The sequence below is a fragment of the Luteibacter sp. HA06 genome (genome assembly GCF_054061215.1).
Window position 1 is genome coordinate 1,100,597 of sequence record NZ_JBSSDZ010000001.1, and the last position, 26,808, is coordinate 1,127,404.

The following is a 26,808-nucleotide window of genomic DNA, read 5'->3' on the forward strand; positions in this document are numbered from 1 at the left end:
CGAACCCGGGCCGGACGCAAGGGGAATCTTCGCCCATCCACGCGGTCTCTAAGCCGGGGCTTACGCTGTGCTCAGCGGCGCGCCACTATCCTGTCCCACTTCCGAAGGCCCCATGGGGACTCCCGCTCGCGTGCAATATCCCGGTAAGGCGCCACCGCCCTTCGTCGAACCCCACCGGCTCGCGCCGGAGGCGTCGTCGCGCGGGTTGGTTCCGATCGACGCGGCGACCCTCGTGGCGCTCCACGCCATCGGCCGCCGTCCGCCGCCTCGTGACCGGGTTCGCTTCACGCTGGCGCTTGCCGCCGCCCTGATCCTGCATATCGTGCTGATTTTCCTCGTGCGCTACGAGATGCAGCCGCGGGTACTGGTCAGCTTCGCCAAGCCTGACGACCGTCCCGACGTGCTGGAAGTGCGCTTCATCGAACCGACGCGCCCCGCGCCACCGGTCGCCGACGTACCTCCTCCGCCTCCCGTTTCGGAGCCTCCCCCGAAGGTGCGCTCGCCCGAGGCGACGCGGCCCGAGCCGCCGCGTCCGAAAAAAAAGCCGGAGGACGAGGTGCCGGTCGACACGAATACGCCGGCGCCGGCAGCCGCCCCGGCCTCGCAACCCAACCTGTTCGGTGCCGACGGGTCCGTGGCCATGCCGACCTCGGGCGCGGGATCGAAGCCGGACTTCGTGCCGCGCAAGCCCACCGACGACACCGGGATCATGTCGCACAAGACCACGGTGACCTACACGCAGACTCGCTTCGAGAAGGACTGGGCGCCGCGTGACGAAAACGCCCTGAGCAAAGGCGTTCGCCAGGTGATCGAGAAGACCACGGTGAAGCAGACCGTCGACCTCGGCCACGGCACCCGCATCAATTGCGCGACGGTTTTGTTCGTCCTCCCTGCCGGATGCAGCGGGGAAGACCCCTCCAAGGCCTCGAAGAAGGACGGCGACGTCCGCCTCAACATGGCACCGGCGAACCTGTTGGCGAAAGACCTTCCCGACCAGCCGACGCCGCCGACCGAAGCACAGTGCATCGCCGCGTTCCGCGCCGACAAGCCACTTCCGCAAGGCTGCGCCTCGGACATTCCGTTGAAGGCGATGGATCAGGAGAACGCCGAGCGGGAACGTCGCGCCGGGAAGTAGCGTCGCGGGTCGACGTGGCGATTGTCTGCGGCGCCCGCAGCATGGACACTAGTCGTCCATGCATACCCCTGGCCCGCCGGACAGCGATCGATCGATCGCCGCGAATTCGCTGCCCGTCTCGCCCCGCGAGGCGGCGATGCGCGCGCTCGTCTACCGGCGCCTGCTTCGCGAGAAGCCGCGGGAAAGCCTGCGGCGTATCACCGGCTGGGTGGGCACGATCCTTATCCACCTGGTGTTCCTGTTCGGGATGATTCTCGGCCCGGCATACGACATGTTGCCGCCACCACCCGAGCCTGAAAATCCCGATGCACTGCAGGTGCGCCTGCTCGACAAACCGCCGCCGCCCGTGCCGCCCGTGCGCGGCACGCCGTCGACAGCGCCCGTTGCGAAGGTGAAGCACACGACGACCTGGGACACCAAGGCCAGTCGCGCCGCGCGCGGGTCCCACGCGGCGGCGGTGGCCTCGGCAAAAACGCAGACGCCTCCCGCAGTCGCCGTACCCGCGGCACAGCCGCCGAAGGTCAAGGCAGCCCCGAAACCCGTCGCACCGCCGCCGAGTGTCGCGGCCGTGGTTGATCATCCTGTCGTCCAGCCGAAGGCCCCGCCGCCGCAGCGCGACCTCGAGAAAGTCCCGCTGCCGACGCCCGCGCCGCCCGATCTCGCGGTCGACACGCCGAAGCCCCAGGTTGTGCCGCCGGCTTTCCAGCCTGAGCCGGTGCGTCCGCCAAGGGACGAAGGCTCCCAGGCCATGCCGCCGCCGGCCTCGCTGTCGATTCCGCCGACACCGGCGGCGCAGATGACCGTGACGCCGACGCCGCCCACGATCACGGCGGAGCGCACGACGCCCGTGCCGACCCAGGCGATGACCCTGGCCACCGTGCCGCGCCCGGAAGTCGAGGAGAGTTCTGCGCCGCCGACGCCGCAGGAAGCACCGTTGCCCCAGGTTGCACCGGAGCCGGCTACGCCAACGCCGGACCTGACGGTCGACACGCGTCCCGTGCCGCCGAAGGTAGCGGTGCAGCCTATACAGGCGCCGCCAGTCGAGGCGCAGGCAGAACTCGAGGCCGTTCCCCTGCCTGACGCGACGACGAAGCCTTCGGTATCGGCGCCGGTCGCCACGGTGGACCGTCCCACTGTCCAGGCGCCCGCCGTATCTCCCGGTGAAATGCAACGCCCGGTAGTGGGCGTCGACACGGCGCCCTCCGCGCCAGGTCAGGCGCCGGGTGACACGGCGGCCGGCGAATCCACGGCCCAGGCCGCGGCGACCCAGGGCAAGCAGGGAGAGAATCAGGCGGCCGAGCCGGTCAAGGGTCAGCCCGCCGGAAAGGTCTCGCCCGGCAATGCCGATGTCGCTGGCTCGAATACACCGGGTGCCGCACAGGAATCCGGTAAGCCAGGCGCCGCCAAGGGTGCGGACCAGGGCGAACGGCTGACCGGCGCGAACGGTACGTCCAACCGCGACGACGGCGTCGTTGGTGGGCAGGGTGACAAAACCGGCCAGGTCGGCGCCTACACGGAGCTCAAGCCGCGCGGGAACCTCACCGTGCAGAACGGCCCCCATTTCCACGTCGACTACAAGCCGACACGGTTCGACGGTGCGTGGACACCCAAGGGCGAATCCAGCGTGGACACCGCGCTTCGTCACGGCGTTGAAGCGTCGACGGCGCACTTTGCCGTGCCACTCCCGCGCGGCATTCGCCTCAACTGCACGGTCGGTCCCGGCACGGCCGGTTCACAGGGTGCGGGCGGCGCGAAGGCCGGCGCGGCGATGAACGCGATTTCGATCTTCACCCTGGGCTGCGGCGGCGACGGTCCGCCGAAGGCGATGAACGCGGACGCCACGGCAAAGAACCAGACCATGGCACCGGCAAAGCCGCTGGCCGAGAACCTGCCGCCGGCGAATTCGGCCACGGTCGCTGCCGCGCCGGTGGCCCTCGACAACACGGCGTACTGCACGGCGGCGCGCGTTGCCGGCGGTCCGCTACCGCCAGGCTGCGAGGCTTCAATCAAGATCAACGTGCCCGCGCCGAATGCGGCGAGCGGCTCGTGGGTTCCCGCCAGCGATCAGTTCAAGTAGGCAGGCGCCGGATCTCGGTGCCGGCGATCATGTCGTGGATGGCACGGCGGCGCCGGTCGAACCATGCGGGTGCCAGCAGCACGAGCCAGCCGATGATCGGAGCCCAGAGGGCGGCCTTCAGGGAGGTCACCGGTGCAATCAGGACCAGTGCGAGGGGCAGGGCGGCGACGATCAGCCGGACGAGGGCCTTTTGCCAAGGAACCGGACGCCCCTCGGCGTCGGTCACCCGGATCCGCCACGGTCGCATGCCCAGTGTCTGCCCTCCGCGCACCCACGACATCAGATAGTAGGCGCCCACGACGAGACCCTGTAACGGCTGGTACCACCAGGTGAGCATCCGCCCGTGCTCGTCGAAGAGCCTGCCACCGGTGGCCATCTGCGCAAGCAAGCCGACGACCATCACGATCGCTATCACCGCGAGCACGTCGTAGACGATGGCCGCGAAGCGGCGCCAGGCAGGAGCGGACGAGGTCGGGGTCATGCGATTCCGTGGCGGTGGCGACGCGGCATTGTAGACGGGCAACGACGCGCAGGTTCCGACCCACTCATGCGACCATCCCTGCATGCCAGTCGAACCCGAATCATCGTCCGTCGCCGAACTCGCCGCCGAAGACGCGCGTCTCATCGAACGCTTCATCGAGCGCATCTGGGCAGAGGACGGCCTTGCCGACCGCACGCTCGAAGCTTACCGGCAGGACCTGCAGGGCCTGGCGCGTTGGCTCGGTACGCGCGGACGCTCCCTGGCTGCGGCCGGACGTGAGGATATTTCCGCCTATCACGGCAGCCAGCCCGTGGCTGTGCGCAGCATGGCGCGGCGTCAGTCGGCATTCCGTCGCTTCTTCGCGCAGCTCGCCCGGGACGATGGTGCCCGTGAGGATCCGACGCTGCTCATGCAGCGACCACGTATGCCGCGCAGCCTGCCCAAGGCGCTCGCCGAGCGCGAGATCGAAGCCCTGATCGTCGCGCCTGACCTTGGCAACCCGCTGGGTCAGCGTGACCGCGCCATGCTCGAACTGATGTACTCATCCGGTTTGCGGGTATCCGAACTGGTGGAGTTGCCGCTGGCGGGCCTGAATACGCGACAGGGGGTGCTTCGGGTCACCGGTAAGGGCGGCAAGGACCGCCTTGTCCCCGTCGGTGAGGAAGCCCTGAATCACGTGGAGACGTATCTGCGTGAGGCGCGTCCGCAACTGGCCAAGGGCCACGGCCAGCCTGCGGCATTGTTTCTCTCCCGTCGCGGCGACGGAATGACCCGGCAGATGTTCTGGACTCTCGTGAAGCGCTACGCCATGCAGGTAGGCATCCCGGGCAAGCGCGTCTCACCGCACGTGCTCCGTCATTCGTTCGCTACCCATCTGTTGAACCACGGCGCCGACCTGCGTGCGCTGCAGATGCTGCTCGGCCACAGCTCGCTGAGCACCACCCAGATCTACACGCTGGTGGCCAAGGAAGGGCTGAAGCGACTGCACGCCCAGCATCACCCGCGCGGCTGAGCGACCGTGGCACAATCGGGGGAACCGATGGCGTGGCGTGTGTTCCAACACCTGCCCGCTTTCCCCCCGGTAGCAGATTGGAGTCCGCTATGTTGAAGAAGATCCTCCCGGCGCTACTGGCTGGCGCTTTCGCCATGACGGCCAGCGCCGCCGACGACCAGGCCGCCGTGCGCGCCGCCGTCGAAGGTATTGGCCCTGGCATCGAAGTGCAGAGCATCGCGCCCGCCCCGATGCCCGGTTACTACCAGGTGATCGCCTCCGGCCGCATGGTCTACGTCAGCGCAGACGGGCATTACCTGCTTACCGGCAATCTCGTCGATCTCAAGACCAAGAACGATCTCAGCGCGGCGGCCTGGTCCGGCCTGCGCAAGACCGAGCTGGCGAAGGTGCCCGAGTCCCAGCGGCTCGTGTACTCGCCGGCCAACCCGAAGCACACGATCACCGTGTTTACCGACGTGGACTGCGGTTTCTGCCGGCAGTTGCACTCGCAGATCAAGGAGTTCAACAAGCAGGGCATCGCCGTCGAGTACGTGTTCTGGCCGCGCGAAGGCGTGAAGACCACCGCTGGCAACGACACCCCGTCGTATACCAAGGCCGTTTCGGTCTGGTGCGCCGCGGACCGCAAGAGCGCTTTCGACGCCGCGATGTCCGGCGGCGCCGTCAAGGCCGCCAGCTGTGCCAATCCGGTCAAGGACGAGTTCGAGCTGGGCGAGCGCCTGGGCGTCAACGGCACCCCGACCATCGTCAACGAGAACGGTGACGTGATCGGGGGCTACCTGACCCCTGAGCAGATGCTGAAGGCGCTGACTGCCCCGGCGGGGTCTGCCCGTAACGGCTGAGGCGGGGCATCGCCGCTGAAGCGGCTCCCACATGAGGCGGCTTGACTGGCAGGGCTGGCAGCTTTGACTGGCAGGGCTGGCGGCTTTGACTGGGTGGGCTGGCGGCTGTGACTGGATAGGCGGGCCCTGTGTGGGAGCCGCTTCAGCGGCGATTCCTTACGCCCGATGCTGCCGCGCAACATCATGTAGAATAGGCGTTTTCCTGCAGCGCCTTTTCCCCCCGCATGATCGCACTCGACGGGCAGAGCGCCCTTTCTCCGTTTCGCCTCGAACGACTGAATGCCCACCTGGATGCCCTGCATCACGGGACGCGCGTCCAGGCCGCCTGGTTCACTTATTTCGTCGACGTCGCCGTCGCACCGGAAGGCGAGGCGCGTGCGCGCCTGCTGTCCGTGCTCGAAGCGAAGCCGGGTACCCCGGACGAGGCCACCTTCTGGGTCGTGCCGCGTCTGGGCACGATCTCGCCCTGGTCCAGCAAGGCCACCGACATCCTCCATGGCGCCGGATTCGACGTGCGCCGGGTGGAACGCGGTACCGCGTGGCGGGTCACCGGCATGCCGGATCCCACCGACACCAGCTACGCCGCCATCATGGGTGCGTTCTGCGATCCGATGGTGCAGTCGCCGCTGGCCTCGCTGGCGGATGCTTCCGGCCTGTTCCTGGCCGGTGAAGCGGGCCCGCTTGGCCACATCGACCTCGGTCTGGATCCGCGTGCTGCGCTTTCCGCTGCAAACCAGCAGCTGGGCCTGGCCCTGGCCGACGACGAAATCGACTATCTCGCCGAGCGCTACGCCGAAATGGGCCGTGCGCCCACCGATGCCGAGCTGATGATGTTCGCGCAGGCGAACTCCGAGCACTGCCGCCACAAGGTGTTCAATGCGACCTGGACGCTTGATGGCCAGACGCAGGAAAACTCCCTGTTCGGCATGATCAAGAACACGCATCAGAAGTCGCCTGCGCACACCTTGTCCGCGTATCACGACAACGCCGCAGTCATTGAAGGTTACGAAGGCAATCGCCTCTTCGTCGATCCGAAAGATGGCGTCTTCCGCACCGTCGCCGAATCCGCGCCGTTCGCGATCAAGGTCGAGACGCACAACCACCCGACGGCCATCGCGCCGTGGCCGGGCGCCGCGACCGGCGCCGGTGGCGAGATCCGTGACGAAGGTGCGACCGGTCGCGGCGGCAAGCCGAAGGCTGGCCTCACCGGTTTCTCCGTGTCGCACCTGCGCATCCCGGGCCTGCCGCGCCCGTGGGAGAAAGATCGCCCGCTGCCGCCGCGCATGGCGTCGGCGTTTGAAATCATGCGTGACGGCCCGCTGGGCGCCGCTGCTTTCAACAACGAATTCGGTCGTCCCGCACTGGGCGGTTACTTCCGCACGTTCGAACAGGAAACTGGCGACAAGGGCGTCCGCCGTGGTTACGACAAGCCGATCATGATCGCCGGCGGTCTCGCCGCGATCCGTCCGGACCACGTACAGAAGCGGAAGGTTCGTCCGGGTGACAAGGTCATCGTGCTTGGTGGTCCGGCCATGTTGATCGGCCTGGGTGGCGGTGCCGCTTCATCGGTCTCGTCCGGCACGTCCAGTGCCGAACTCGACTTCGCTTCGGTGCAGCGCGATAACGCCGAGATGGAGCGCCGCTGTCAGCAGGTCATCGACAGCTGCTGGGCGCGCGGCGACGAAAATCCCATCGTCAGCATCCACGATGTCGGCGCGGGCGGCGTCTCCAACGCGATTCCCGAGATCCTCAACGACGCCGGCGTCGGCGGCATCATCGACCTGTCGGCGCTGCCATGCGATGACCCGACCCTCTCGCCGATGCAGGTCTGGAGTAATGAATCGCAGGAGCGTTATGTCCTGGCGATCGGTGCGGAAGACCTCCCGCTGTTCGAAGGCTTCTGTGCCCGCGAGCGCTGCCCGTATGCAGTGGTAGGCGATGCGACGGCGGAAGCACGTCTGATCGTCAAGGACCCGCGCCGCGACCTCACCGTGATCGATCTCGGCATGGACGTCTTGTTCGGCAAACCGCCGCGCATGCATCGTGACGCCGTGCGCGTTAAGCCGCGCGTCGATCTCGTCGCCGACCTCACCGGTATCGGCATGGACGAAGCGCTCATGCGCGTCCTGCGTCTGCCGGCCGTCGGCAGCAAGAACTTCCTGATCACCATCGGTGACCGCACCGTCGGCGGCCTCAACGCACGTGACCCGATGGTCGGTCCGTGGCAGGTGCCGGTTGCCGATGTCGCCGTGACCATGACCGATTTCGACGGTTATACCGGCGAAGCCATGGCCATGGCCGAGCGCGCGCCGATCGCCCTGCTCAACAGTGCCGATGCCGCGCGCATGGCCGTGGGTGAAGCGATCACCAACATGGCAGCCGCGTCGCTGAAGCTCGACGAGGTGCGCCTGTCCGCCAACTGGATGGCCGCCGTGAACCATCCGGGCGAAGACGCCGCTTTGTTCGACGCGGTGAAGGCCGTCGGCATGGAGCTGTGCCCCACGCTCGATATCTCGATCCCGGTCGGCAAGGACTCCCTGTCCATGCAAACCGTGTGGACGGATGAGACCGGCAAGGCGCAGAAGACCGTCTCCCCGGTCTCGCTGGTCATCACCGGTTTTGCGCGCGTGGACGACGTCCGTCGCACGCTCACGCCGCAGATCAAGCTCGATCGCGGCGACAGCGAACTGTGGCTGATCGATCTCGGTGCGGGTCGCGATCGCCTTGGCGGTTCCTCACTCACCCAGGTGTTCAATCGTGCTGGTGGCGTGCCGCCGGACCTCGATGACCCGAAGCGCCTGCGCGCGATGTTCGAGCTGATCCAGGAAGCCAATGCGGCTGGCCTGCTGCTCGCCTATCACGACCGCTCCGACGGCGGCGCCATCGTCACCTTGCTGGAAATGGCCTTCGCCGGTCGTTGCGGACTCGAGCTGCGCCTTGATGGCTGGGCCGAGGCGACACTGCGCGCCCTCTTCAACGAAGAGCTCGGCGCCGTGGTGCAGATCGCGGCCGCCAACCGGGAAGCCTTCGAGCAGTTGCTGGTCAAGTACAACCTCGCCGGCATGAGCCACCACGTGGGCCGCCCGAAGGAGAAGCTCGGCATCAAGCTTCACCTCAACGGCGAGACGGCGTTCAAGTGGAACTTCACCGAGCTGTTCCGCGCCTGGAACGAAACCAGCTACGCAATGCAGGGTTTGCGTGACAACCCGCAGAGTGCGGACCAGGAAAACCACTGGCGCCTCGACGATGCCGACCCGGGTATTTCGCCGAAGCTCACCTTCGATCCCGCGGAAGACATCGCTGCGCCGTACATCAACACCGGCGTGCGCCCGCGTGTGGCGATCCTGCGCGAGCAGGGCGTCAATGGCCAGGTCGAGATGGCGGCGGCTTTCAGCCGTGCCGGTTTCGACGCTGTCGATGTCCACATGTCCGACCTCGCCAGTGGCCGCCACCACCTGAAGGATTTCCGCGGCTTCGCAGCCTGCGGTGGTTTCTCCTACGGTGACGTCCTCGGTGCAGGGCGTGGCTGGGCCACGTCCATCCTCTACAACGACGCGTTGCGAGAGCAGTTCGCACGCTTCTTCGAAGACGGTACCAAGTTCGCCCTCGGCGTGTGCAACGGCTGCCAGATGATGTCGCAGCTGAAGGACATCATCCCCGACGCAAAGCATTGGCCGCAGTTCCTGCGCAACCAGTCCGAACAGTACGAAGCGCGGGTTGCCACGCTGGAGATTCTCGATTCCTCCAGCGTGTTCTTCCGTGGCATGACCGGTTCGCGTATTCCGGTGGCCGTTGCGCATGGCGAGGGCAGGGTCTACTTCCCGAACGTGTGCAGCCCGTCGAAGAGCCATGGCTCGGCACGCTTCGTCGACAACCGCGGCAAGCCGACGGAGAGCTACCCGCTCAATCCGAACGGTTCGCCGGGCGGCCTCGCTGCCTTCACGGCGGCCGACGGTCGCGTCACGATCATGATGCCGCACCCGGAGCGTGTGTTCCGTACGGCCCAGCTGAGCTGGCACCCGGAGAACTGGGGCGAGGACTCCCCGTGGATGCGTATGTTCCGCAACGCGCGCGTCTGGGTGGGATGAACGCTCTCACCAGCATCGTCATCGTGCTTGCCGATAGCGGGCCGTTTACGCGCGAGTGCGTGGATCACGCGCTCGCCAGTGAGGTTCCCGTCGAGATCATCGTCGTCGACAACGGTTCAACCGACGGTATCCCCGAAGCACTCGATCGTGCCTACGCGGACGACGATCGGGTTCGCCTGGTCTACAACCGGGCGAACCTCGGTTTCGGGCCAGCGGTGAATCGTGGCGCCGCGCAAGCGCGTGGCGATCGGCTCCTCGTACTCAATCCGGATTGCCTCGTCGAGCCGGACACCATCGCTCGCATGGCGGCGCACATCGACGTCCACACGGGCATCGTCGGTGCCGTGGTCTGCGACAGTGCCGGTCATCCCGACGCAGCGTCGCGGCGGCGCGATCCCTTGTTTCGTCGTTCGTTGACTACCCTGCTCGGCAGGAAGGGTGACGACGGCATCGACATCACGGGGCCCATTCCGGACGGCGCCGAAGACGTCGAAATCGTTTCCGGTGCGATCCTGCTGGTGCCGCGCGCCGTGTTCGATCGGCTCGGCGGCTTCGACGAAACCTTCTTCCTGCACTGCGAAGACATGGACCTCTGCCGGCGCACTCGCGACGCCGGCTATCGCGTGGTGCTGGCGGGCGACGTTCGCGTGCTGCACGGCAAGGGCGGCTCGAGCCGGCACCGGCCGGTCTTCGTCAGCCGGCACAAGCATCGCAGCATGTTCCTCTGGTTCCGTCGCCACGACCCCGCCGCACGAAATCCGCTGTTGCGTGCGGTCGTATGGGCGGGCATCTGGGCGCACTTCGTGCTGAAGATTCCGGGCCAGCTTGCGCGGCGTCGCCGTCGGTGAGCCACGCGTCATCGCGTGACAGCGGACTCGCCACGCTCGGTCTTCTCGCAGTCACGGCTATCTGGGGATCCACCTTCGTCCTGATCAAGGACGTCGTCGGGCGCATGTCGGTGACCGACTTCCTCGCTGTTCGCTTCCTGATCGCCGCCGTGACGATGCTGATGCTGTTCGCACGGCCGGTCTGGCGCCTCAGTCGTGCGCAGATGCTGCGCGGACTGGCTCTGGGCGTGCTCTACGGTTTCGCGCAGTGGCTGCAGACCGAGGGGCTGGCGCTTACCTCGCCCAGTGTCAGTGGTTTCGTCACCGGCATGTACGTCGTGATCACACCCATCCTCGCGCTGCTGATCTTCCGCCAACGCATGCCAGCCACGACTTGGGTTGCCGTCGGGCTGGCGATGGTGGGGTTGGGGGTGCTCGCGTTGAACGGCTTCGAGGTGGATCTCGGCGTCCTGCTGACTCTCGCCTCGGCCGCGCTCTATGCCCTGCACATCGTGGGGCTGGGCCACTGGTCGAAGTCCGGCGAAGCCTTCGGCATGTCGGCGGTGCAGATGGTCGGCATCGCCTTCGTCTGCGTCATGGCAACGCTCCCGCATCACGGTCCCGCCTTGCCGCCGGACACGAACGCCTGGATTGCGGTGCTCTATATGGCGCTGATCGCCGGCGCCTTCGCCATGCTGGTGCAGACCTGGGCGCAGGCCCATATGCCTGCGACGCGCGCCGCCATCGTCATGACCACCGAACCGGTGTTCGCGGCAGGCTTTGCCGTACTGCTGGGCGTGGATGTACTGACGACGCGGATGATCGGCGGCGGCGCGCTGGTGCTGGCCGCGATGTACATGGTGGAGCTGGCGCCGCGCTTGCGCCGGAAGAAACCGGCGGAAGCGCTGCACCACGAGGTGTAAGCCGGGCGCGTTACTTCGCGCCCTTGTCCACCGAGAACTTGTACGTCATGACATTGCGGTACGTCTTGCCGGGTTCCAGTCGTGCCGAGCCGAAGTCCGGATGGTTGGGCGTATCCGGGAAAATCTGCGGCTCCAGGGCGAAGGCGTCGCCCTGACGATAGACGCCACCGGCCTTGCCCGACGTGGTGCCGTCGAGGAAGTTGCCCGAATAGAACTGCAAGCCCGGCTGGGCGGACCACAGCGACAACACGCGTCCGGATTTCGGGTCGCTCACCCGTGCTACCTCACGCGGCTGCGCTGCTTCTTTCCTGGAAATCACCCAGTTGTGATCGTAGCCGCGGCCGAAGACGATCTGCTCTTCCTTCGCATCGCGGACGTCCTTGCCGATGGGTTTGGCCTTGCGGAAGTCGAAATCCGTGCCGGCGACGTTGCGTACCTCGCCCGTGGGAATGGCCGTCGCATCCGTGGGCAGGTAGGCATCGCCCGCGATCATCAGTCGCTGGTCCATGACGCTGCCGGAGCCTTCACCGGCGAGATTCCAGTACGTGTGGTTGGTGATGTTGACGATCGTGGGCGCGTCGGTGGTTGCGGTGTACTCGATGGTGAGTTCGTTCTTGTCATCGAGCGAGTACTTCGCCGTGGCCGTGAGCTTGCCGGGGTAACCCTGGTCGCCATCCGGGCTCACATACGTGAGGGTGACGCTGGGCGCTGCGCCCGATTCGACCTTGTCGACGCTCCAGATCACCTTGTCGAAGCCGACCTTGCCGCCGTGCAGCGAATTGGGTCCGTTGTTCACCGGCACGTTGTATTGCTTGCCATCGAGCGTGAACTTGCCCTTCGCAATGCGATTGGCATACCGGCCCACGGTGTCGCCGAAGTACTGGGGCATGGCGAACGTGCCTTTCAGATCCGGGTAGCCAAGCACGATGTCCCCCGGTTTGCCGCTTCTGTCTGGGACGTCGAGCGCGTACAGAGCGGCGCCCAGCGAAAGCACCTTGGCGGTAATGCCGTGGCCATTGGTCAGCGTAATAAGGGTGACGTCCTTGCCATCCGGCGTACTACCGAACGACGCCTTCGACGCTTCACCGGCCGAGGCGGCCGTCGCACTGGCCAGCAGGATCGCCGTGGCCAAACCCGTTCCGAACTTTCTCATGATCCACTCCGGTTGCCAGCAATCTCCCGACAAGATCATATTTGTCAGACAAATAACAAGTTGCGGTGCGTCATCGCCCCGCAGTCCAAGTCGGCTACGATTGACGTCCCGTTTGGTCCGGTGTTGGAACATCCATGGCTCTGAAGGCAGGGGGAACGCGCAACCTTCACGCGCGTGTGATCGAAGAGATCGGCGAGTCCATCGTCAGCGGCGTACTAACGCCCGGCGAGCCTCTGCCGGGCGAATCGCAGCTGGCCGAGCAGATGTCGGTAAGCCGGACCGTCCTTCGCGAAGCGCTGAAGGTGCTGGCCGCCAAGGGCCTGATCGAGACCCGACAGAAGACCGGCATGCGCGTGCGCGCTCCGGCGTTCTGGAATCATCTCGACGCCGACGTGCTGTCCTGGCGTTGCGCGGCGATGCCGACCGAGGATTTCGTCGAGAAGCTGGTCGAGATGCGCGAGATCATCGAGCCGGCCGCGGTCATGGCGGCGGCGCGTCGTCGCTCGCCGGAACAACTGCTGGTGATCGCCGCGGCGCTGGACGAGATGGAAGAGGCCGTGGATCTCGATACCTGGGCCGCCGCCGATCTGCGGTTCCACGATGCCGTGCTGATGGCCACCAACAACGAACTCCTGAGCTCGCTGTTCTCGGTCATCGAAACGGCCCTGGCCACGTTTTTCCTCATGTCGGCGCGCACCGCGAAGAACTTCAAGTACTCGCTTCCGCATCATCGTGCGGTCTACGAAGCCATCCGCCGCCGCCGGCCCAACGAAGCCGAAGTTGCCATGCGCACGATGATCGCGGATTCGCGCGCGAATATGCGCAAAGGCAAACGCCGCGCCTAGGCGCTCCTGTCTGCTTGAATCAGCAGCAGCGCCCGCCGGTCCCGCGATACCTCGCCTCCTGCCGTTCCCGGAAAAACTCCCCATAGCTGGGAATCTTTTTCTCGGGATGATGCTCGCGCAGATGTCTTACATAGACGTCGTAATCGGGGACGCCGCAGCAGAGGCGGGCGGTTTGCACCGCCCACTTCCAGAACGCCGGCGTCTTCATGGCGCAACACTCGACAGCGCCACATACGGCTCTTCGTGCGCGGTCGGATGATTCGCGCGCCAGGCGCGGGCGATGGCGCGAAGCGAGAAGAACAGCATGGTCAGCACCAGCAGCATGAACAGGCCGGTGAGGGCCATGTCGACGCGGTTGTTGGTGACGATGCGCTGCATCTCCTCAGCGGTCTTTGCGGGTGCGAGCATCTTGCCCGAGGCCATCGCGTCGGCATACTTCTGCGCGGCGGCGGTGAAGCTGATCTTGCTGTCGAAGAGTTTCTGCCAGGCGGCGGTGAGCGTGCAGATGACCAGCCATGCGGCGGGCACGCCGGGCACGAGCACATAGCGCTCCCGCTTGAGTTTCACGGTGACCAGGGTGGCGAGCATCAGTGCAATCGCGGCAAGCATCTGGTTGGCGATGCCGAACAGTGGCCACAAGGTGTTGATCCCGCCCAGCGGATCCACGGCGCCCTGATAGAGAAAGTAACCCCACAAGCCCACGCAGATCACGGTGGCGATGATGTTGCTGACCCAGGACTTGGTTTCCTTCAGGGGCGCATAGGCCATTCCCGACAGTTCCTGGATCATGAAGCGGCCAACACGCGTGCCGGCGTCCACGGTGGTGAGGATGAACAGCGCTTCGAAGAGGATCGCGTAGTGGTACCACATGGCCATCATGCCCTCGCCGGGCAGGATCCCGTGGAGCAGCTGCGCCATGCCGACCGCCAGTGTCGGCGCGCCACCGGCGCGACCGAGGATGGTGCCTTCGCCGATGTTCTTCGCGGTTTCGGTCAGCTCCTGCGGGGTGACCAGGAAGCCCCAGGTGCTGATGGTCTGCGCGGCCTGCTCGACCGTGGTGCCGACGAGGGCACCGGGCGAGTTCATGGCGAAGTACACGCCGGGGTGCAGGGACGATGCGGCGATCAACGCCATGATGGCGACGAAGGCCTCCATGAGCATGCCGCCATAGCCGACCATGCGCGCTTCGCCTTCGTTGGCGAGGAGCTTGGGCGTCGTGCCCGAGGCGATGATCGAATGCCAGCCGGACACCGCTCCACAGGCAATGGTGATGAACAGGAAGGGGAACAGGTTGCCGGAGAAGACCGGGCCGGTGCCGTCGATGAACTTGGTGACCGCAGGCATCTGCAGGGTCGGCGCGGCCAGGAAGATGGCCAGGGCGAGCAGGGCGATCGTACCGATCTTGAGGAAGGTGGACAGGTAATCGCGTGGTGCGAGGAGCAGCCACACGGGTAGCACCGAGGCGAAGAAGCCGTAGCCGATCAGCAACCACGCCAGCGACTTCGCGTCGAAGTCGAACAGGGCGGCCATGGCGGGAGTGTCGTTAACCGTCTTGCCGTACCAGATCGACGCGAGCAGCAGCACCAGGCCGATGATCGAGATCTCGAGGATGCGGCCCGGCCGGATGTAACGGAGGTACACGCCCATCAACAGTGCGATGGGGATCGTGGCGGCAACGGTGAACGTGCCCCACGGGCTATGCGTGAGTGCCTTGACCACGACCAGCGCCAGTACGGCCAGCACGATCATCATCAGCACCAGCACGCCCACCATGGCGATGACGCCCGGTACCTCGCCGAGCTCCTCGCGCAGCATGTGGCCGAGTGAGCGACCGTCGCGACGAAGCGAGAGGCCGAGGATCATGAAATCCTGCACCGCGCCCGCGAAGACCACGCCAACCAGGATCCACAGCGTGCCGGGCAGGTAGCCCATCTGGGCGGCGAGGACCGGACCGACGAGTGGGCCGGCGCCGGCAATGGCGGCGAAGTGGTGGCCGAAGACCACCCAGCGGTCGGTGGGAACGTAGTCCAGGCCGTCGTTGCGCAGGACGGCGGGTGTGGCGCGGGATGGATCGAGCTGGAGGACGCCGGTGGCTATCAGTCGGCTGTAGAAGCGGTAGCCGATGAGGAACACCGCGATGGACGCGGTGACCAGCCAGATGGCATTGATCGGTTCGTCTCGCCGAAGGGCGACGACGCCAAGGCACCAGGCGCCGACGATGGCGATGGCGGCCCACAGGATCTTCCCTGCGGGACTGGGTTTCGGGATGGCGCTGTGCATGGTCTGGAGCTCCCCTCGCGGATGGCACAAGGGTCGTCCCCCCGGTCCCGGGGGTCAATGCATGGGGCGGTCATGACGTATTAGCCATTGGTCGAATAGTCGTATGCTCAACCCATCCTCCATCCCCATGGCGACAGCGATGATTCACGAGATCCTGAAAATGGGCGACGAGCGCCTGCTCCGCATCGCACCCCCTGTTCCGGACGCAATGGTCGGCAGCGCCGAGCTGGATGCCCTGATCACCGACATGTTCGACACGATGCACCATGCCGGCGGCGTAGGCCTGGCCGCGCCGCAGATTGGCGTGGACCTCCAGCTGGTCATCTTCGGGTTCGATAGCAGCGAGCGCTATCCGGATGCACCTCCGGTACCGCAAACCATCCTCCTCAATCCGGTAATCACCCCGCTGTCGCAGGACATGGAAGAGGGCTGGGAGGGCTGCCTGTCCGTTCCGGGGCTTCGTGGCGCCGTGAACCGCTACTCGCTCATCCGCTACCAGGGCATTGGCCCGAAGGGCGAAGTCATCGACCGGACCGCCGAGGGCTTTCATGCGCGGGTGGTCCAGCACGAGTGCGACCACCTGATCGGGCGGCTCTATCCCTCGCGCATCACGGATTTCGCAAAGTTCGGGTACACCGACGTGCTCTTTCCGGGCATGGATATCGGGGACGATTGAGAATGGCCGCAAAAACCGCTGTGCGCGAGACGCACAGCGGATCCGTTACTCGGCCTCGGCAAGGGCCTCGATGATCACCAGGAGCGCCTTACGGCGTTCCTTGGGTAGCCGGCTGACCAGCCCGACAAGGCGCAGCTGTTCCCGCGAATCGGCGCGATAAAGGGCGGGGCTTTCACGCACCCCGGTGGCGCCATTCGGTGCCCCGCGGCCTGTGGCCAACCACTCGAAATTCACCCCGAAGCGGGTCGCCATGTCGATCTGGCGCTCCAGTTCGGGCAGGCCGAGATCACTTAACCACTTTCGGGCGGTTTCCCGGCTGACGTCGAACAGGTCAGCCAGCTGGGTGATACGGCCGCGGCCTTTCTTCACGCCGGCCATGTCCAGCGCGACATGCAGACGTTGGGAAAAACCTCGGTTGATAGGTGGCATGACAACTCCGGTTGAACGCTTTGGCGCTTCAAGACCCGGTATTGTTGGATAGCCCGGACTAGCAGCGTAAGCCTTTTGCAGTTGCCAAGTCGTGCAATTTGCGACTGTTTTTTGTTTTGGCTGTCACTAACGGAACGAGTTGACCGATTTTCTCATTTCATCGGCCGCTCGATGTGCTACTTCCGCGAAGTCCGAACCGGCACTTGCGTAAAGGATGGCGCGCGAGGATGAAATCATCAGGCCGGTGCCATCGGCGGTCCGTCCATGGGCCATGACCGCCCCGATGTCGCCCCCTTGCGCCCCGATGCCGGGGACCAGCAGGGGCATGTCGCCGACGACCGCACGAACCTGCCCAAGCTCTTCCGGCCAGGTTGCACCGGTCACCAGCGCACAGTTGCCGTTTTCGTTCCATTCCCGGGCAATCGTCTCCGCCACGCGGATGTAGAGCGGCTGGCCGCCGCAGTCGAGCGCCTGGAAGTCCGCGCCACCCGGGTTGGAGGTACGGCAGAGCAGGACCACACCCTTGTCCGCGCGCTCCAGGAAGGGCTGGATAGAGTCCCGGCCCAGATACGGGTTCAGCGTTACCGCGTCGGCGTCGTAGCGTTCGAACGCCTCGGCGGCGTAGTGCTTTGCCGTGGAGCCGATGTCGCCGCGTTTGGCATCGAGGATCACCGGGATGCCCGGGTGCTTGTCGTGAATATGGGCGATCAGCCGTTCCAGGACGCCTTCCGCACGCTGTGCCGCGAAGTGGGCTATCTGGGGCTTGTACGCGCAGACCAGACCGGCCGTGGCATCGACGATGTCCCGGCAGAAGCTGAAGATGCCTTCGTCGCCTGAAAGTCCGGCGGGAAGGCGACCCGGTTCGGGATCGAGTCCGACGCAGACCAGTGAGTCATTGCGACGCCAGGCGTCCTTCAGGGCGGTCATGAAGTTCATCGTCGGCTCGCTTTGTCGGTGTTCTGAAAATGTAGGAGCCGATGAATCGGCTCCTACAGGGTTGCGGGTCTTGTCAGACCAGCTTCTTGTATTTCACGCGCTTGGGGCCGGCATCGTCGCCGAAGCGGCGCTTCTTGTCGGCTTCGTACTCGTTGTAGTTGCCCGGGAAGAACTCGACGTGCGAGTCGCCTTCGAACGCGATGATGTGCGTGGCGATGCGATCGAGGAACCAGCGGTCATGGGAGATGACCACGGCGCAGCCGGGGAACTCGAGCAACGCGTCTTCCAGGGCGCGCAGCGTTTCGACGTCCAGATCGTTGGACGGCTCATCGAGGAGCAGCACGTTGCCACCCTGCAGGAGGGTCTTGGCCATGTGCAGGCGGCCACGCTCACCACCGGACAGGCTGCCGACGATCTTCTGCTGGTCGGTGCCCTTGAAGTTGAAGCGGCCGATGTAGGCGCGCGACTGGATCTCGAAGTTGCCGATCTGCAGGATGTCCGAGCCGCCCGACACTTCCTGCCAGACGTTGTTCTTCGGGTCGAGCGCGTCGCGTGACTGGTCCACGTAGGCAAGCTTGACCGTATGGCCGTGCTTGACCTCGCCGGTGTCCGGCTTCTCCAGGTTCATGATCATCTTCATGAGCGTGGATTTACCGGCACCGTTCGGGCCGATGATGCCGACGATGGCGCCGGGCGGAATCTTGAACGAGAGGTCTTCGATGAGGACGCGGTCGCCGAACGACTTGGTGACGTTCTTGAACTCGATCACTTCCTGGCCCAGGCGCTCGCCCGGCGGAATGAAGATCTCGTTGGTCTCGTTGCGGCGCTGGTACTCGACCGAGTTCAGTTCCTCGAACCGGTTGATACGGGCCTTGCCCTTGGACTGGCGACCCTTGGCAGCCGTGCGGATCCACTCCAGTTCCTTCGCCAGCGCCTTCTGGCGCGACTTCTCCTGGTTGGCTTCCTGCTGCAGGCGCTCGCCCTTCTGCTCGAGCCACTCGGTGTAGTTGCCCTTCCAGGGAATACCGCGGCCGCGATCGAGTTCGAGGATCCACTCGGCGGCGTTGTCCAGGAAGTAGCGATCATGGGTGACCGCCACGACGGTACCGGGGTAGTCGTGCAGGAAGGTTTCCAGCCAGTCGACCGACTCGGCGTCCAGATGGTTGGTCGGCTCGTCGAGCAGGAGCATGTCGGGCTTGGACAGCAGCAGGCGGCACAGCGCCACGCGGCGCTTCTCGCCACCGGAAAGGGGGCCGACCACGGCGTCCCAGGGCGGCAGTCGCAAGGCGTCGGCGGCGACTTCGAGCTGGCGCTCCAGTGCATGCGCGTCATTGGCAGCCAGGATACCTTCGAGGGCTTCCTGCTCCTTGGCGAGCTTGTCGAAGTCGGCGCCTTCTTCCGCATAGGCGGCATAGACTTCTTCCAGGCGCTTCTGGGCGTCGAGGATCTCGGCTACGCCTTCCTCGACCACTTCGCGCACGGTCTTGGTCGGATCGAGGTCGGGCTCCTGCGCGAGGTAGCCGATCTTGGTGCCCGGATTGGCGCGTGCCTCACCCTGGAAGTCGGTGTCGACGCCGGCCATGATCCGCAGCACCGTCGACTTGCCCGAGCCATTGATGCCCAACAGACCGATCTTTGCGCCGGGGAAGAAGGACAGGGAGATGTCCTTGATGATCTGGCGCTTCGGGGGGACGATCTTGCTCACCCCGTTCATGGTGTAGATGTACTGCATGGATGCTCCGTAGGCCAAGGCCGCGCCCCCGGGGTTGATGCACGCCGGGTGGGCAAACCCCGATTATAGCGAACCCCTACGCTGTGCGCGGGGCTTTCGGGCGGCGTTTGGGGTGACGTTTACGCGGCAGGCAGGCCCTCTACCCACAGACCCCGGCCGGGGTGGGCTCGCAGACTGGGCGGCCCCGTTCTGGAGCGTCTTCTCATGGCTTTGGGCCCCCGTTTTGTCGCCGTTCTTCTTGTCCTCACGCCCCTGGGCGCACACGCCAGAGCCACTTCCGGCATGGTCGAGCAGTTCGACGCCGCCGTAGCAGGGCTGTCGCTTCGCGACTCGTCGCCTGATGAGGCACGTACCCGTGTCACCCGTTCAGCCGCCGATCTCGAGGTCGGGCGGCGGCTGAACATAGCCGTGGATTTTCCGGGCGATGTCCCGGCCACGATGTACAGCGGCCTGCTGCACGGCGAGGCGGCGGTATTTACCCGGTCCGGCCAGCACCTAGACGCCACCGTGATGCGTAAGGGAAATATCGAAGTCGTTTCGTTCGATGCCTCGACGGCCCCGGCCGCCGGCCTTTCCCCTACCACTCCCGCGCGCACGTCCCCGCGAGTCCGTCGCTCGGTCGGACCGGGTCATTTCGAGGATCCGGCGGCCTATAACCTCCACTTTTTCTTCCTCAAGCATGACGACCTGGCCGATCGCACGCTTCGCGAGTTGCACGCCAACTACGTGGCCTGGTGGCTCGCCGACTTTTCCCTCCGCGTCCTTCCCGTCGAACCCATACGCATCACCTACGCGGAGCGGGCGTTGTGGCTCACTTCCATGCCTTACGGTCGCATCGACTCGCTTGATAATTTCGAGCGCATGCTGAAGTTTCTCGACCACGAGCACAATTTCGACATGGACCGCACGTACAAGCGGAAGTACGTACTCCTCACCGCCGAACGCCCCATGCCGGGTACGGCCGGCGTCGCCTTCGAAGGTGGTAACGAGGCCATCGCATCCGTTGCAGGACTTTCCAGAATCGTGGCCCATGAGATCGGGCATATGCTCGGAGCGACTCACGAGCAGGCAGAAATCCGCGGCTGGTGGGGATGCGATACCAATATGGTTCCCAACGTCAGCACGTTGCGCGGCGACTGCCTGGAGTACAGTTCGGCCAACCGGCGTGCCATCCGGTCTTACATGAGGCACGGCCCGAACCTCACCTTGCCGCGAAGAATGGCCGATGCCCCCGCCCCCGAATGATCGCTTCCGGGCCGCCCGATAGCGGGGCGGCCCTTCCAGTGGCCCAGTGACGGCTCGCTACGGAGTGAGGTATCCCTTGAGGTCGACGTACCGCTGGATCCTGGCGATATTGGCCGCCGAATACTGGTAGCAGTTCGCAAGCAAGGGTGCGTCGTTCAGATACATGTTGGTCCGGCAGGGCCACCATCGATGCCATCCACGCCATTCGGCGTCGATGTGTTCGGCACCGAACAAGTGGCCTAGCTCGTGTGCGACGACGCTGTAGGGGCCGGACAACGAGGCGACGGCTATGCCCCTGGTCGGAATAGCCTGCCCCAGAAGACGCTCGGACGGGCGATTCGCTGTGACCAGCACATATTTATTCTTCCATGTGTTCCTGATTTCCCGGCTGGCCACGAATCGGTCGACCGCCTTCACCCAGGTGTTGAGGAACGACGGTGTGCCATAGGGCTGGTCGCTGACCCCGGGGATTCCCTGGGAGTAGGTGACCTCGATCGCGACATCCTCCGGAAGAACATTCGATTCCATGTCGCGCAACCACCAGGCGACATAGCCGGCATGGATCTCCCGTGTGCGGCTTGAACGTAGCTCATCGTGGAGAAAGATCCGGACCCTGATCGGCGCGAGTGGATCCGACCAGGGCATCGGCACGGGCGGGGTGCCTAGATATTCCACGTCGCCCTCGTAGCCATAGCTGGGCTCGCGTCGTTGTCGTCGGCTTCCCATGCCGGGGCCCGCCGGCACGTAGGCATGTTCGACCGCCAGCGCGTTCATGCCCAGGGTGGTGACGTGCACACCACTTCCTGTGACCACGCTGATATCCATGCCCTCTGCGGACCGGGTAATCGTGGCCGCGCGACCATCGAGGGTGCCAGCAAACATCGTTGCCGGGGAGTCATCCGGGAACACCACTGCGCTACGCAAACGCGATGTCAGGATCAGCGTTGCCAGGTGTCCTGGACCGCTGTCTCCCTCGGACGGGGGGAGTTCGATGCTGACGGGGAAGGGGCCGAAGGCCAGCGAATCGAAGCGCGTGATGAAATCGATGACCGGCGTTTCCACAAGGGCCGCTTGCGCAAACGCCGATGCATGAGCGACGAGCGCCAGCATCACCCATGGGCCCCGGCGCACGCCCACGTTTATCGGTCCTCCGACCAGCGTTGACCAGCAACGAACCCATCGCCCGTCTTGATGTAGTCGTTCATCAGACGCTTGTTTGCGCTCGAATACCCGTAGCAGTTCGAGCGAAGAAGCAGGCTGGGCGCGTACATGTTGGTTTCGCACCACCATCCACTGAACCGAACCTCCGCGTTGCTGTGATTCGCACCCAGCAGGTGCCCCAGCTGATGCGCGACCTCGGGGTATCGCCCGCTTATCGATGCGATGCCGTCGGATCCTTTCTGCCAGGAGCGGCCGTAGCGGCCGGGATCGGTGAGACCTTTCACCAGGAGAACGAACTTATGCTTGTATGTGCGCGGGATGCGCTGTTCGGTCGCATAGGCTTCGATTACGTCCGACCAGTCGTGAAGTGAATCGGCTAACTGGTATCGCGTATCGGCGACACCTGGAATGCGCTTGCTGTAGAGGACGTCGACCTTCTTGCCGTGAACGATGTTGCGCTGGAGATCGGCCAGCCACCACGCGATGTAGCCGGCATGGATGTGTTGTGAGGAGTCGCTCACATCGTCGTGGAGCATCAGGTGGAAGGTGAGCCGATTCGGTGCGAGTTCGTCGTCCGTGCTTCGGCGCGAACGCGACTGGGGCGCTGGCGCCGTGTCGACGACCGCAGGCGGGCTGCCATGGGAATCTCCCCCGCGAAGGATCTCGTGCTCGACAACGTCGCTACCCAGGGTGAAGCCGGTGATGTCGATACCGTCCGCGGAGCCCGACGTAATGTCGAGGTGGTTGCCCGACCGCGTAGCGACAACCGGCAGCCCGTGCCACGACGCGTCGTACATCCTGCCGTGGCTGCCGTCGGCAAACGTGATGTCACCACCGAACTCGCCAGAGACGACGAGATCGTCGCTGTCGTTTGCGACATGGGTCGCGGGGGCAAAGGATTCGCTGAGATGGACGTGAGCCGGGAAGGCGGTCGTGATGGCGGTGTCGAACCTGGCAACCGCGTGGGAAGGCACGGCGTCATCCACAGCGGCATCGACATCCAGAAGGAGTTGGCCATCGCCATGCGAAATCGTGGCGGATGTGCCGTCCCACGAACCGACGTAGGTGTTCATGGCACTGCCATTCGGGAGTTCCACGGTGGCGTCGAGCTTCGATTCAACGACGAGGCGGCCGTTCGATGTCACGCCTTCTTCGTTGGTTGCGTCGACCGGGAAGGCCGGTTGCGGCAAGCCCCGCGCAACGACTTTGTTGAACCGGGCGAGCGAAGCGGAAGCGTCCCATGTCGACGCATGCGTGGCGGTGGCCGACAACAGCGCCGCAATGCTGAGAGAGAGGGTAGTACGGATTTTCATCTGGATTCTGCCTGTCGAACGTTGGGGAGGTCGGTAACGCTAACGTCACCGACCTCCCCTTTTTCGCAGGCCTACAAGGGTCGCGGCGCAACTGCAGGCAAGACAGGAATTACCCTGGTCCAGTTGCCTACTCGCCGAACTCGACCTGCAGCGCTTCCTTCGTGTGCAGCCGAATCAGTTCGTCGTTCAATCCGGAATAGATCCGGCAGCTGAAGAGTCCGGGCGTGTAATCGCTCATGTTGGTCACGCATGGAAAGCGCGTCTGCGCGTACTCGTGTCGGGCGTCCAGGGTGTGTCCGAATTCGTGCGCGACGATGTGTCGTGGGCCGGTACCACTGGCTATCGCGACGGTATTTTTTGTTATCGCGACGCCATACGAGCCGCCCCAGTTCGCGGATCGCTCATCGACGAAGAGCATGGTCTTGGTCAGTCGCCATGGTGTGGCCCCGATGCTCCAGAGATAGTCGGTGGCGACGCGCCGGAATCCGACGAGCGCGTCGGCGGATGTGCCCTGGTGGTAATCGAAATCGGTCACGCCAGGGATGCGGTCCTTGATGATCACTTTCACCGGAATGCCGGGCTTGATCGTGCGCTCCATGTCACGCACCCACCAGGCGATATACCAATTATGGAACTTCGCGTAATTGGACTCGCCGGACTGATCATGCAGGAAGATCCAGAACTGCAGCTCGCGCGGCGGTGCGGCGGAGGTCAGGCGAGCGGAGGTAGCACCGGGGGATGCCGGTGGCACGTCGATGGCATCGTCCACTTCCATCCGGACGGCGCGACGGACCCGTCGCGCCGTCGTCGGGAGGGTGGCCGCGTCGTCGAACACAGACACGCTCACGGTATCCCCGATACGGGTGAAAGTGGCTTCCCGTCCGTTTGCCGTTCCGACGTAAGTCGTCGCGTGGCTGCCGTCGGGGTAGACAACGTCCGTCTCCAGTTTTTCTTCGACCACGACGTTGTCGACGCCTACCCCGCGCTCATCGTCGGTGGGGCGGGGCAGGGCGAACTCCTGGGGTAATCCGGCGGCTACGCGTTGGTCGAAAAGCTCGGCCGGCGGCGAATGGGCGAGGGCGGCGGTCTGCCATGAGGCGAGGGCTAATCCAACGGCCAGGCCGAGAATTCCGAGTGTGGGCTTCATAGGTGCTTCCAATGCGGGTGGGAGGGAGGGGCGAGGTGGCGCCCCGCTAGGAACCTACGCAAACCACAGGGCGCGGGCTGTAAGCCTTGGCTGAGGCGGGAGTCGGCGAGTGCCTTGGTGTTTGAAACCTATGCGCACTTGCGAGTCTCAGCTGTAGACGAAGGCCGGGCCTGTAGGCGTCCGAGAAGGTTGGGTGCCCGCGGTTCGCCCGCTTGGCGCAAGGGCCGCGCCCGCTGGGCGACGTATCGTCAGCGCATCGCATCGCACGGTGGAACGGCACGATGGACAGGACGATCAGGCATTCCGTCGCGAGGCGGATGGCACGGGGTTTCGTGCGGCTGGACATGGCGCTCGCAGTCATGGCGAAAACGCGTGGAAGGCTCGCTTCCATCGCCTACGAGTTCCTTTGCTTTGGCCTCAAGCAGGCTTGGGCCTGCCTGTTTGGCGGGTGCATGGTGGCCTTGCTGCTGGCGTCGGCCCTGTACTGGCCTAAGGGCGCCCCGATCGCGCGGTACGATGCGCTGACGCTCGCGGCCATCGCGATCCAGGTCGTCCTCATCGCGTGCCGGATGGAGACCCGCCGTGAGGCCCTGGTCATCTTCGTCTTCCATCTCGTCGGCACGGCCATGGAGGTCTTCAAGACCGCCAGGGGCTCGTGGGTGTATCCGGAGGCGTCGTTGCTCCACATCGGGGGCGTGCCCCTGTTCACCGGCTTCATGTACGCGGCGATCGGCAGCTACATCGCGCGGGCGTGGCGGCTGTTCGACTTCCGGTTTACCGACCACCCCCCGTTGTGGGCCGGCATGGTCCTGGCCGCGGGCATCTATATCAACTTCTTCACCCATCACTATGTCGTGGACGCGCGGCCGGTCCTGTTCCTGGCCATGGTCCTTCTGTTCGGGCGCACATGCATCCACTTCCGGATACGGCGGGTACACCGGCGGATGCCCCTGCTGGCCGGGCTGTGCCTGGTCTCAGTGTTCATCTGGCTGGCCGAGAACGTCGGTACTTTCGCCAGGGCCTGGGTTTATCCCGCCCAGAAACACGGTTGGCAGCCCGTGGCACCAGCGAAGATGGGCGCCTGGCTCCTGCTGATGACGATCAGCTATGTGCTGGTCTGGGCGGTGCAGCCATGCGTGCGGGTGCGGCAACCCGACGGGTCGCAGGAGGTCTGAGACACGGAGCAGTGGTTGCAAACTCCCGCGAGCGCTACACTTTCGGTCTTGTTCCCACCTGTCCCCATGAGGTCGAGATGTTCCCGAAGGATGCAACGATCGCCGGATACGACGACGAACTGGCCAAGGCCATCGCTGACGAGTCCCGTCGCCAGGAAGATCACGTCGAGCTGATCGCCTCCGAGAACTACGCCAGCCCGCGCGTGATGGAAGCCCAGGGCTCGAAGCTGACCAACAAGTACGCCGAGGGTTACCCGGGCAAGCGCTACTACGGTGGCTGCGAGTACGTGGACGTGGCCGAAAGGCTCGCCATCGACCGCCTGAAACAGCTCTTCGGGGCTGATTACGCCAACGTGCAGCCGCATTCGGGTTCGCAGGCCAACCAGGCCGTGTACTTCGCCCTGCTCCAGCCGGGCGACACCATCCTGGGCATGAGTCTCGCCCACGGCGGTCACCTGACCCACGGCGCCAAGGTCAACCTCTCCGGCAAAATCTTCAACGCCGTGCAGTACGGTATCGATCCGGTCTCCGGCCTCGTCGACTACAACGAAGTCGAGCGCCTCGCGGTCGAGCACAAGCCGAAAATGATCGTCGCCGGTTTCTCGGCCTACTCGCAGATCCTCGACTGGGGCCGCTTCCGCGCCATCGCGGACAAGGTCGGCGCCTACCTGTTCGTCGACATGGCGCACATCGCCGGCCTGGTTGCCGCGGGCGAGTACCCGAGCCCGATCGAACACGCGCACGTGGTCACCTCGACGACGCACAAGACCCTGCGCGGTCCGCGTGGCGGCATCATCGTCGCCAAGGGCCTCGGCGAGGAGCTCGAGAAGAAGCTTCAGTCCATCGTCTTCCCGGGCATCCAGGGCGGTCCGCTGATGCACGTGATCGCCGCCAAGGCAGTCGCGTTCAAGGAGGCGCTCGAGCCCTCGTTCAAGACCTACCAGGCCCAGGTGGTGAAGAACGCCAAGGCCATGGCGAAGACGTTCATCGAGCGCGGCTACAAGATCGTTTCCGGCGGCACCGAAAACCACCTGATGCTGATCGACCTGATCGGTCGCGACGCGACCGGCAAGGACGCGGAAGCGGCGCTGGGTAAGGCGCATATCACGGTGAACAAGAACGCCGTGCCGAACGATCCCCGTTCGCCGTTCGTCACCTCGGGCCTGCGCGTCGGTACGCCGGCGATCACCACCCGTGGCTACGACGAAGCGGCAACGGTCGAGCTCACCCAGTGGATCTGCGATGTCCTCGACGCCCCGGGCGACGACGCCGTCATCAAGGCCGTGCGTGAGAAGGTCACTGCCCAGTGCGCCAAGTACCCGGTTTACGGCTGA

Annotated in this window: 22 protein-coding genes; 12 read left to right on the forward strand and 10 right to left on the reverse strand. The window is 65.1% G+C overall.

What is annotated here, in order from left to right; genetic code table 11:
• Positions 1-112 precede the first annotated feature (112 nt).
• Together ACVWWJ_RS04815 and ACVWWJ_RS04820 are read left to right on the forward strand one after the other, a co-directional pair.
• Entirely contained in the window at positions 113-1,135 is a 1,023-nt protein-coding gene (locus tag ACVWWJ_RS04815) for a hypothetical protein (RefSeq protein WP_456966962.1), read from the forward strand.
• A gap of 58 nt (positions 1,136-1,193) precedes the next feature.
• Entirely contained in the window at positions 1,194-3,212 is a 2,019-nt protein-coding gene (locus ACVWWJ_RS04820) for a hypothetical protein (protein WP_456966963.1), read from the forward strand.
• Here ACVWWJ_RS04820 and ACVWWJ_RS04825 read toward each other — a convergent pair.
• Entirely contained in the window at positions 3,205-3,693 is a 489-nt protein-coding gene (locus ACVWWJ_RS04825; protein ID WP_456966964.1) for an RDD family protein, read from the reverse strand. The two genes, ACVWWJ_RS04820 and ACVWWJ_RS04825, sit on opposite strands and share 8 nt — an antisense overlap.
• An 82-nt stretch (positions 3,694-3,775) precedes the next feature.
• On the opposite strand from ACVWWJ_RS04825, the gene xerD reads away from it, so the two are divergent.
• The 5 genes from xerD to ACVWWJ_RS04850 all read left to right on the forward strand — a co-directional run bounded on the left by xerD (position 3,776) and on the right by ACVWWJ_RS04850 (position 11,382).
• The gene (gene xerD / locus ACVWWJ_RS04830) at positions 3,776-4,705 is read left to right on the forward strand and encodes a site-specific tyrosine recombinase XerD (protein ID WP_456966965.1); all 930 of its coding nucleotides are present in this window, start codon (positions 3,776-3,778) and stop codon (positions 4,703-4,705) included.
• Between the two features lie 89 nt (positions 4,706-4,794).
• Positions 4,795-5,544 carry a DsbC family protein gene (locus ACVWWJ_RS04835; protein WP_159895050.1) on the forward strand — a complete coding sequence of 250 codons (750 nt, stop codon included), beginning with the start codon at positions 4,795-4,797 and terminating at the stop codon, positions 5,542-5,544.
• Positions 5,545-5,768: 224 nt separating this feature from the next.
• Positions 5,769-9,632: a phosphoribosylformylglycinamidine synthase gene (gene purL / locus ACVWWJ_RS04840; RefSeq protein WP_456966966.1), complete on the forward strand. Its 3,864-nt coding sequence runs from the start codon at positions 5,769-5,771 to the stop codon at positions 9,630-9,632.
• On the forward strand, positions 9,629-10,480 hold the full coding sequence (locus ACVWWJ_RS04845) for a glycosyltransferase family 2 protein (protein ID WP_456966967.1): 852 nt from the start codon (positions 9,629-9,631) through the stop codon (positions 10,478-10,480). Before purL ends, ACVWWJ_RS04845 begins: the two co-directional genes overlap by 4 nt.
• Positions 10,477-11,382, forward strand: coding sequence for a DMT family transporter (locus ACVWWJ_RS04850; protein ID WP_456966968.1), 906 nt, complete (start codon positions 10,477-10,479; stop codon positions 11,380-11,382). Before ACVWWJ_RS04845 ends, ACVWWJ_RS04850 begins: the two co-directional genes overlap by 4 nt.
• A 10-nt stretch (positions 11,383-11,392) precedes the next feature.
• Here the strand turns inward: ACVWWJ_RS04850 and ACVWWJ_RS04855 are convergent, their stop codons facing one another.
• Positions 11,393-12,535 (reverse strand): aldose epimerase family protein, encoded by a 1,143-nt coding sequence (locus ACVWWJ_RS04855; RefSeq protein ID WP_456966969.1) that lies wholly within the window; start codon positions 12,533-12,535, stop codon positions 11,393-11,395.
• 134 nt (positions 12,536-12,669) lie between these two features.
• On the opposite strand from ACVWWJ_RS04855, the gene ACVWWJ_RS04860 reads away from it, so the two are divergent.
• A complete protein-coding gene (locus ACVWWJ_RS04860) occupies positions 12,670-13,380 on the forward strand; it encodes a FadR/GntR family transcriptional regulator (protein ID WP_159895029.1) in 711 nt (236 codons plus the stop codon).
• Between the two features lie 19 nt (positions 13,381-13,399).
• Here ACVWWJ_RS04860 and ACVWWJ_RS04865 read toward each other — a convergent pair whose 3' ends face one another.
• Together ACVWWJ_RS04865 and ACVWWJ_RS04870 are read right to left on the reverse strand one after the other, a co-directional pair.
• Positions 13,400-13,588: a YbdD/YjiX family protein gene (locus ACVWWJ_RS04865; protein WP_159895031.1), complete on the reverse strand. Its 189-nt coding sequence runs from the start codon at positions 13,586-13,588 to the stop codon at positions 13,400-13,402.
• Positions 13,585-15,660: a carbon starvation CstA family protein gene (locus ACVWWJ_RS04870; RefSeq protein ID WP_159895033.1), complete on the reverse strand. Its 2,076-nt coding sequence runs from the start codon at positions 15,658-15,660 to the stop codon at positions 13,585-13,587. Before ACVWWJ_RS04870 ends, ACVWWJ_RS04865 begins: the two co-directional genes overlap by 4 nt.
• 139 nt (positions 15,661-15,799) lie before the next feature.
• Here ACVWWJ_RS04870 and def point away from each other — a divergent pair, with 139 nt between their 5' ends.
• Entirely contained in the window at positions 15,800-16,336 is a 537-nt protein-coding gene (gene def, locus ACVWWJ_RS04875; protein WP_159895035.1) for a peptide deformylase, read from the forward strand.
• Positions 16,337-16,381: 45 nt separating this feature from the next.
• On the opposite strand, the gene ACVWWJ_RS04880 is transcribed toward def, so the two are convergent.
• From ACVWWJ_RS04880 to ettA, 3 genes are all read right to left on the reverse strand, one after another.
• Positions 16,382-16,765, reverse strand: a complete 384-nt coding sequence (locus tag ACVWWJ_RS04880) for a DNA-binding protein (protein ID WP_159895037.1) — start codon at positions 16,763-16,765, stop codon at positions 16,382-16,384.
• Between the two features lie 126 nt (positions 16,766-16,891).
• On the reverse strand, positions 16,892-17,701 hold the full coding sequence (gene pyrF / locus ACVWWJ_RS04885; RefSeq protein ID WP_456966970.1) for an orotidine-5'-phosphate decarboxylase: 810 nt from the start codon (positions 17,699-17,701) through the stop codon (positions 16,892-16,894).
• 73 nt (positions 17,702-17,774) lie between these two features.
• Positions 17,775-19,433 (reverse strand): energy-dependent translational throttle protein EttA, encoded by a 1,659-nt coding sequence (gene ettA, locus ACVWWJ_RS04890; protein ID WP_107915994.1) that lies wholly within the window; start codon positions 19,431-19,433, stop codon positions 17,775-17,777.
• Positions 19,434-19,637: 204 nt separating this feature from the next.
• Here ettA and ACVWWJ_RS04895 point away from each other — a divergent pair, with 204 nt between their 5' ends.
• Positions 19,638-20,678, forward strand: coding sequence for a reprolysin-like metallopeptidase (locus ACVWWJ_RS04895; RefSeq protein WP_456966971.1), 1,041 nt, complete (start codon positions 19,638-19,640; stop codon positions 20,676-20,678).
• Positions 20,679-20,735: 57 nt separating this feature from the next.
• Here ACVWWJ_RS04895 and ACVWWJ_RS04900 read toward each other — a convergent pair whose 3' ends face one another.
• From ACVWWJ_RS04900 to ACVWWJ_RS04910, 3 genes are all read right to left on the reverse strand, one after another.
• Entirely contained in the window at positions 20,736-21,809 is a 1,074-nt protein-coding gene (locus ACVWWJ_RS04900) for a hypothetical protein (RefSeq protein ID WP_456966972.1), read from the reverse strand.
• 8 nt (positions 21,810-21,817) lie between these two features.
• On the reverse strand, positions 21,818-23,152 hold the full coding sequence (locus ACVWWJ_RS04905) for a hypothetical protein (RefSeq protein ID WP_456966973.1): 1,335 nt from the start codon (positions 23,150-23,152) through the stop codon (positions 21,818-21,820).
• Positions 23,153-23,279: 127 nt separating this feature from the next.
• Entirely contained in the window at positions 23,280-24,299 is a 1,020-nt protein-coding gene (locus tag ACVWWJ_RS04910; protein WP_456966975.1) for a hypothetical protein, read from the reverse strand.
• Between the two features lie 281 nt (positions 24,300-24,580).
• Between ACVWWJ_RS04910 and ACVWWJ_RS04915 the strand changes: the two genes are divergently transcribed.
• Together ACVWWJ_RS04915 and glyA are read left to right on the forward strand one after the other, a co-directional pair.
• The gene (locus ACVWWJ_RS04915; protein WP_456966977.1) at positions 24,581-25,474 is read left to right on the forward strand and encodes a DUF817 domain-containing protein; all 894 of its coding nucleotides are present in this window, start codon (positions 24,581-24,583) and stop codon (positions 25,472-25,474) included.
• Positions 25,475-25,551: 77 nt separating this feature from the next.
• Complete coding sequence (glyA, locus tag ACVWWJ_RS04920) at positions 25,552-26,808, forward strand: serine hydroxymethyltransferase (RefSeq protein WP_159889328.1); 1,257 nt, start codon at positions 25,552-25,554, stop codon at positions 26,806-26,808.

Coding starts and splice junctions, on each gene's coding strand:
- ACVWWJ_RS04825 (WP_456966964.1), bottom strand. CDS start 3,693: ATGACCCCGACCTCGTCCGCTCCTGCCTGGCGCCGCTTCGCGGCCATC.
- ACVWWJ_RS04860 (WP_159895029.1), top strand. CDS start 12,670: ATGGCTCTGAAGGCAGGGGGAACGCGCAACCTTCACGCGCGTGTGATC.
- ACVWWJ_RS04905 (WP_456966973.1), bottom strand. CDS start 23,152: ATGAAAATCCGTACTACCCTCTCTCTCAGCATTGCGGCGCTGTTGTCG.
- ACVWWJ_RS04845 (WP_456966967.1), top strand. CDS start 9,629: ATGAACGCTCTCACCAGCATCGTCATCGTGCTTGCCGATAGCGGGCCG.
- ACVWWJ_RS04895 (WP_456966971.1), top strand. CDS start 19,638: ATGGCTTTGGGCCCCCGTTTTGTCGCCGTTCTTCTTGTCCTCACGCCC.
- ACVWWJ_RS04915 (WP_456966977.1), top strand. CDS start 24,581: ATGGACAGGACGATCAGGCATTCCGTCGCGAGGCGGATGGCACGGGGT.
- ACVWWJ_RS04870 (WP_159895033.1), bottom strand. CDS start 15,660: ATGCACAGCGCCATCCCGAAACCCAGTCCCGCAGGGAAGATCCTGTGG.
- ACVWWJ_RS04910 (WP_456966975.1), bottom strand. CDS start 24,299: ATGAAGCCCACACTCGGAATTCTCGGCCTGGCCGTTGGATTAGCCCTC.
- purL (WP_456966966.1), top strand. CDS start 5,769: ATGATCGCACTCGACGGGCAGAGCGCCCTTTCTCCGTTTCGCCTCGAA.
- ettA (WP_107915994.1), bottom strand. CDS start 19,433: ATGCAGTACATCTACACCATGAACGGGGTGAGCAAGATCGTCCCCCCG.
- ACVWWJ_RS04880 (WP_159895037.1), bottom strand. CDS start 16,765: ATGCCACCTATCAACCGAGGTTTTTCCCAACGTCTGCATGTCGCGCTG.
- glyA (WP_159889328.1), top strand. CDS start 25,552: ATGTTCCCGAAGGATGCAACGATCGCCGGATACGACGACGAACTGGCC.
- pyrF (WP_456966970.1), bottom strand. CDS start 17,701: ATGAACTTCATGACCGCCCTGAAGGACGCCTGGCGTCGCAATGACTCA.
- ACVWWJ_RS04820 (WP_456966963.1), top strand. CDS start 1,194: ATGCATACCCCTGGCCCGCCGGACAGCGATCGATCGATCGCCGCGAAT.
- ACVWWJ_RS04855 (WP_456966969.1), bottom strand. CDS start 12,535: ATGAGAAAGTTCGGAACGGGTTTGGCCACGGCGATCCTGCTGGCCAGT.
- def (WP_159895035.1), top strand. CDS start 15,800: ATGATTCACGAGATCCTGAAAATGGGCGACGAGCGCCTGCTCCGCATC.
- ACVWWJ_RS04865 (WP_159895031.1), bottom strand. CDS start 13,588: ATGAAGACGCCGGCGTTCTGGAAGTGGGCGGTGCAAACCGCCCGCCTC.
- ACVWWJ_RS04835 (WP_159895050.1), top strand. CDS start 4,795: ATGTTGAAGAAGATCCTCCCGGCGCTACTGGCTGGCGCTTTCGCCATG.
- ACVWWJ_RS04815 (WP_456966962.1), top strand. CDS start 113: ATGGGGACTCCCGCTCGCGTGCAATATCCCGGTAAGGCGCCACCGCCC.
- xerD (WP_456966965.1), top strand. CDS start 3,776: ATGCCAGTCGAACCCGAATCATCGTCCGTCGCCGAACTCGCCGCCGAA.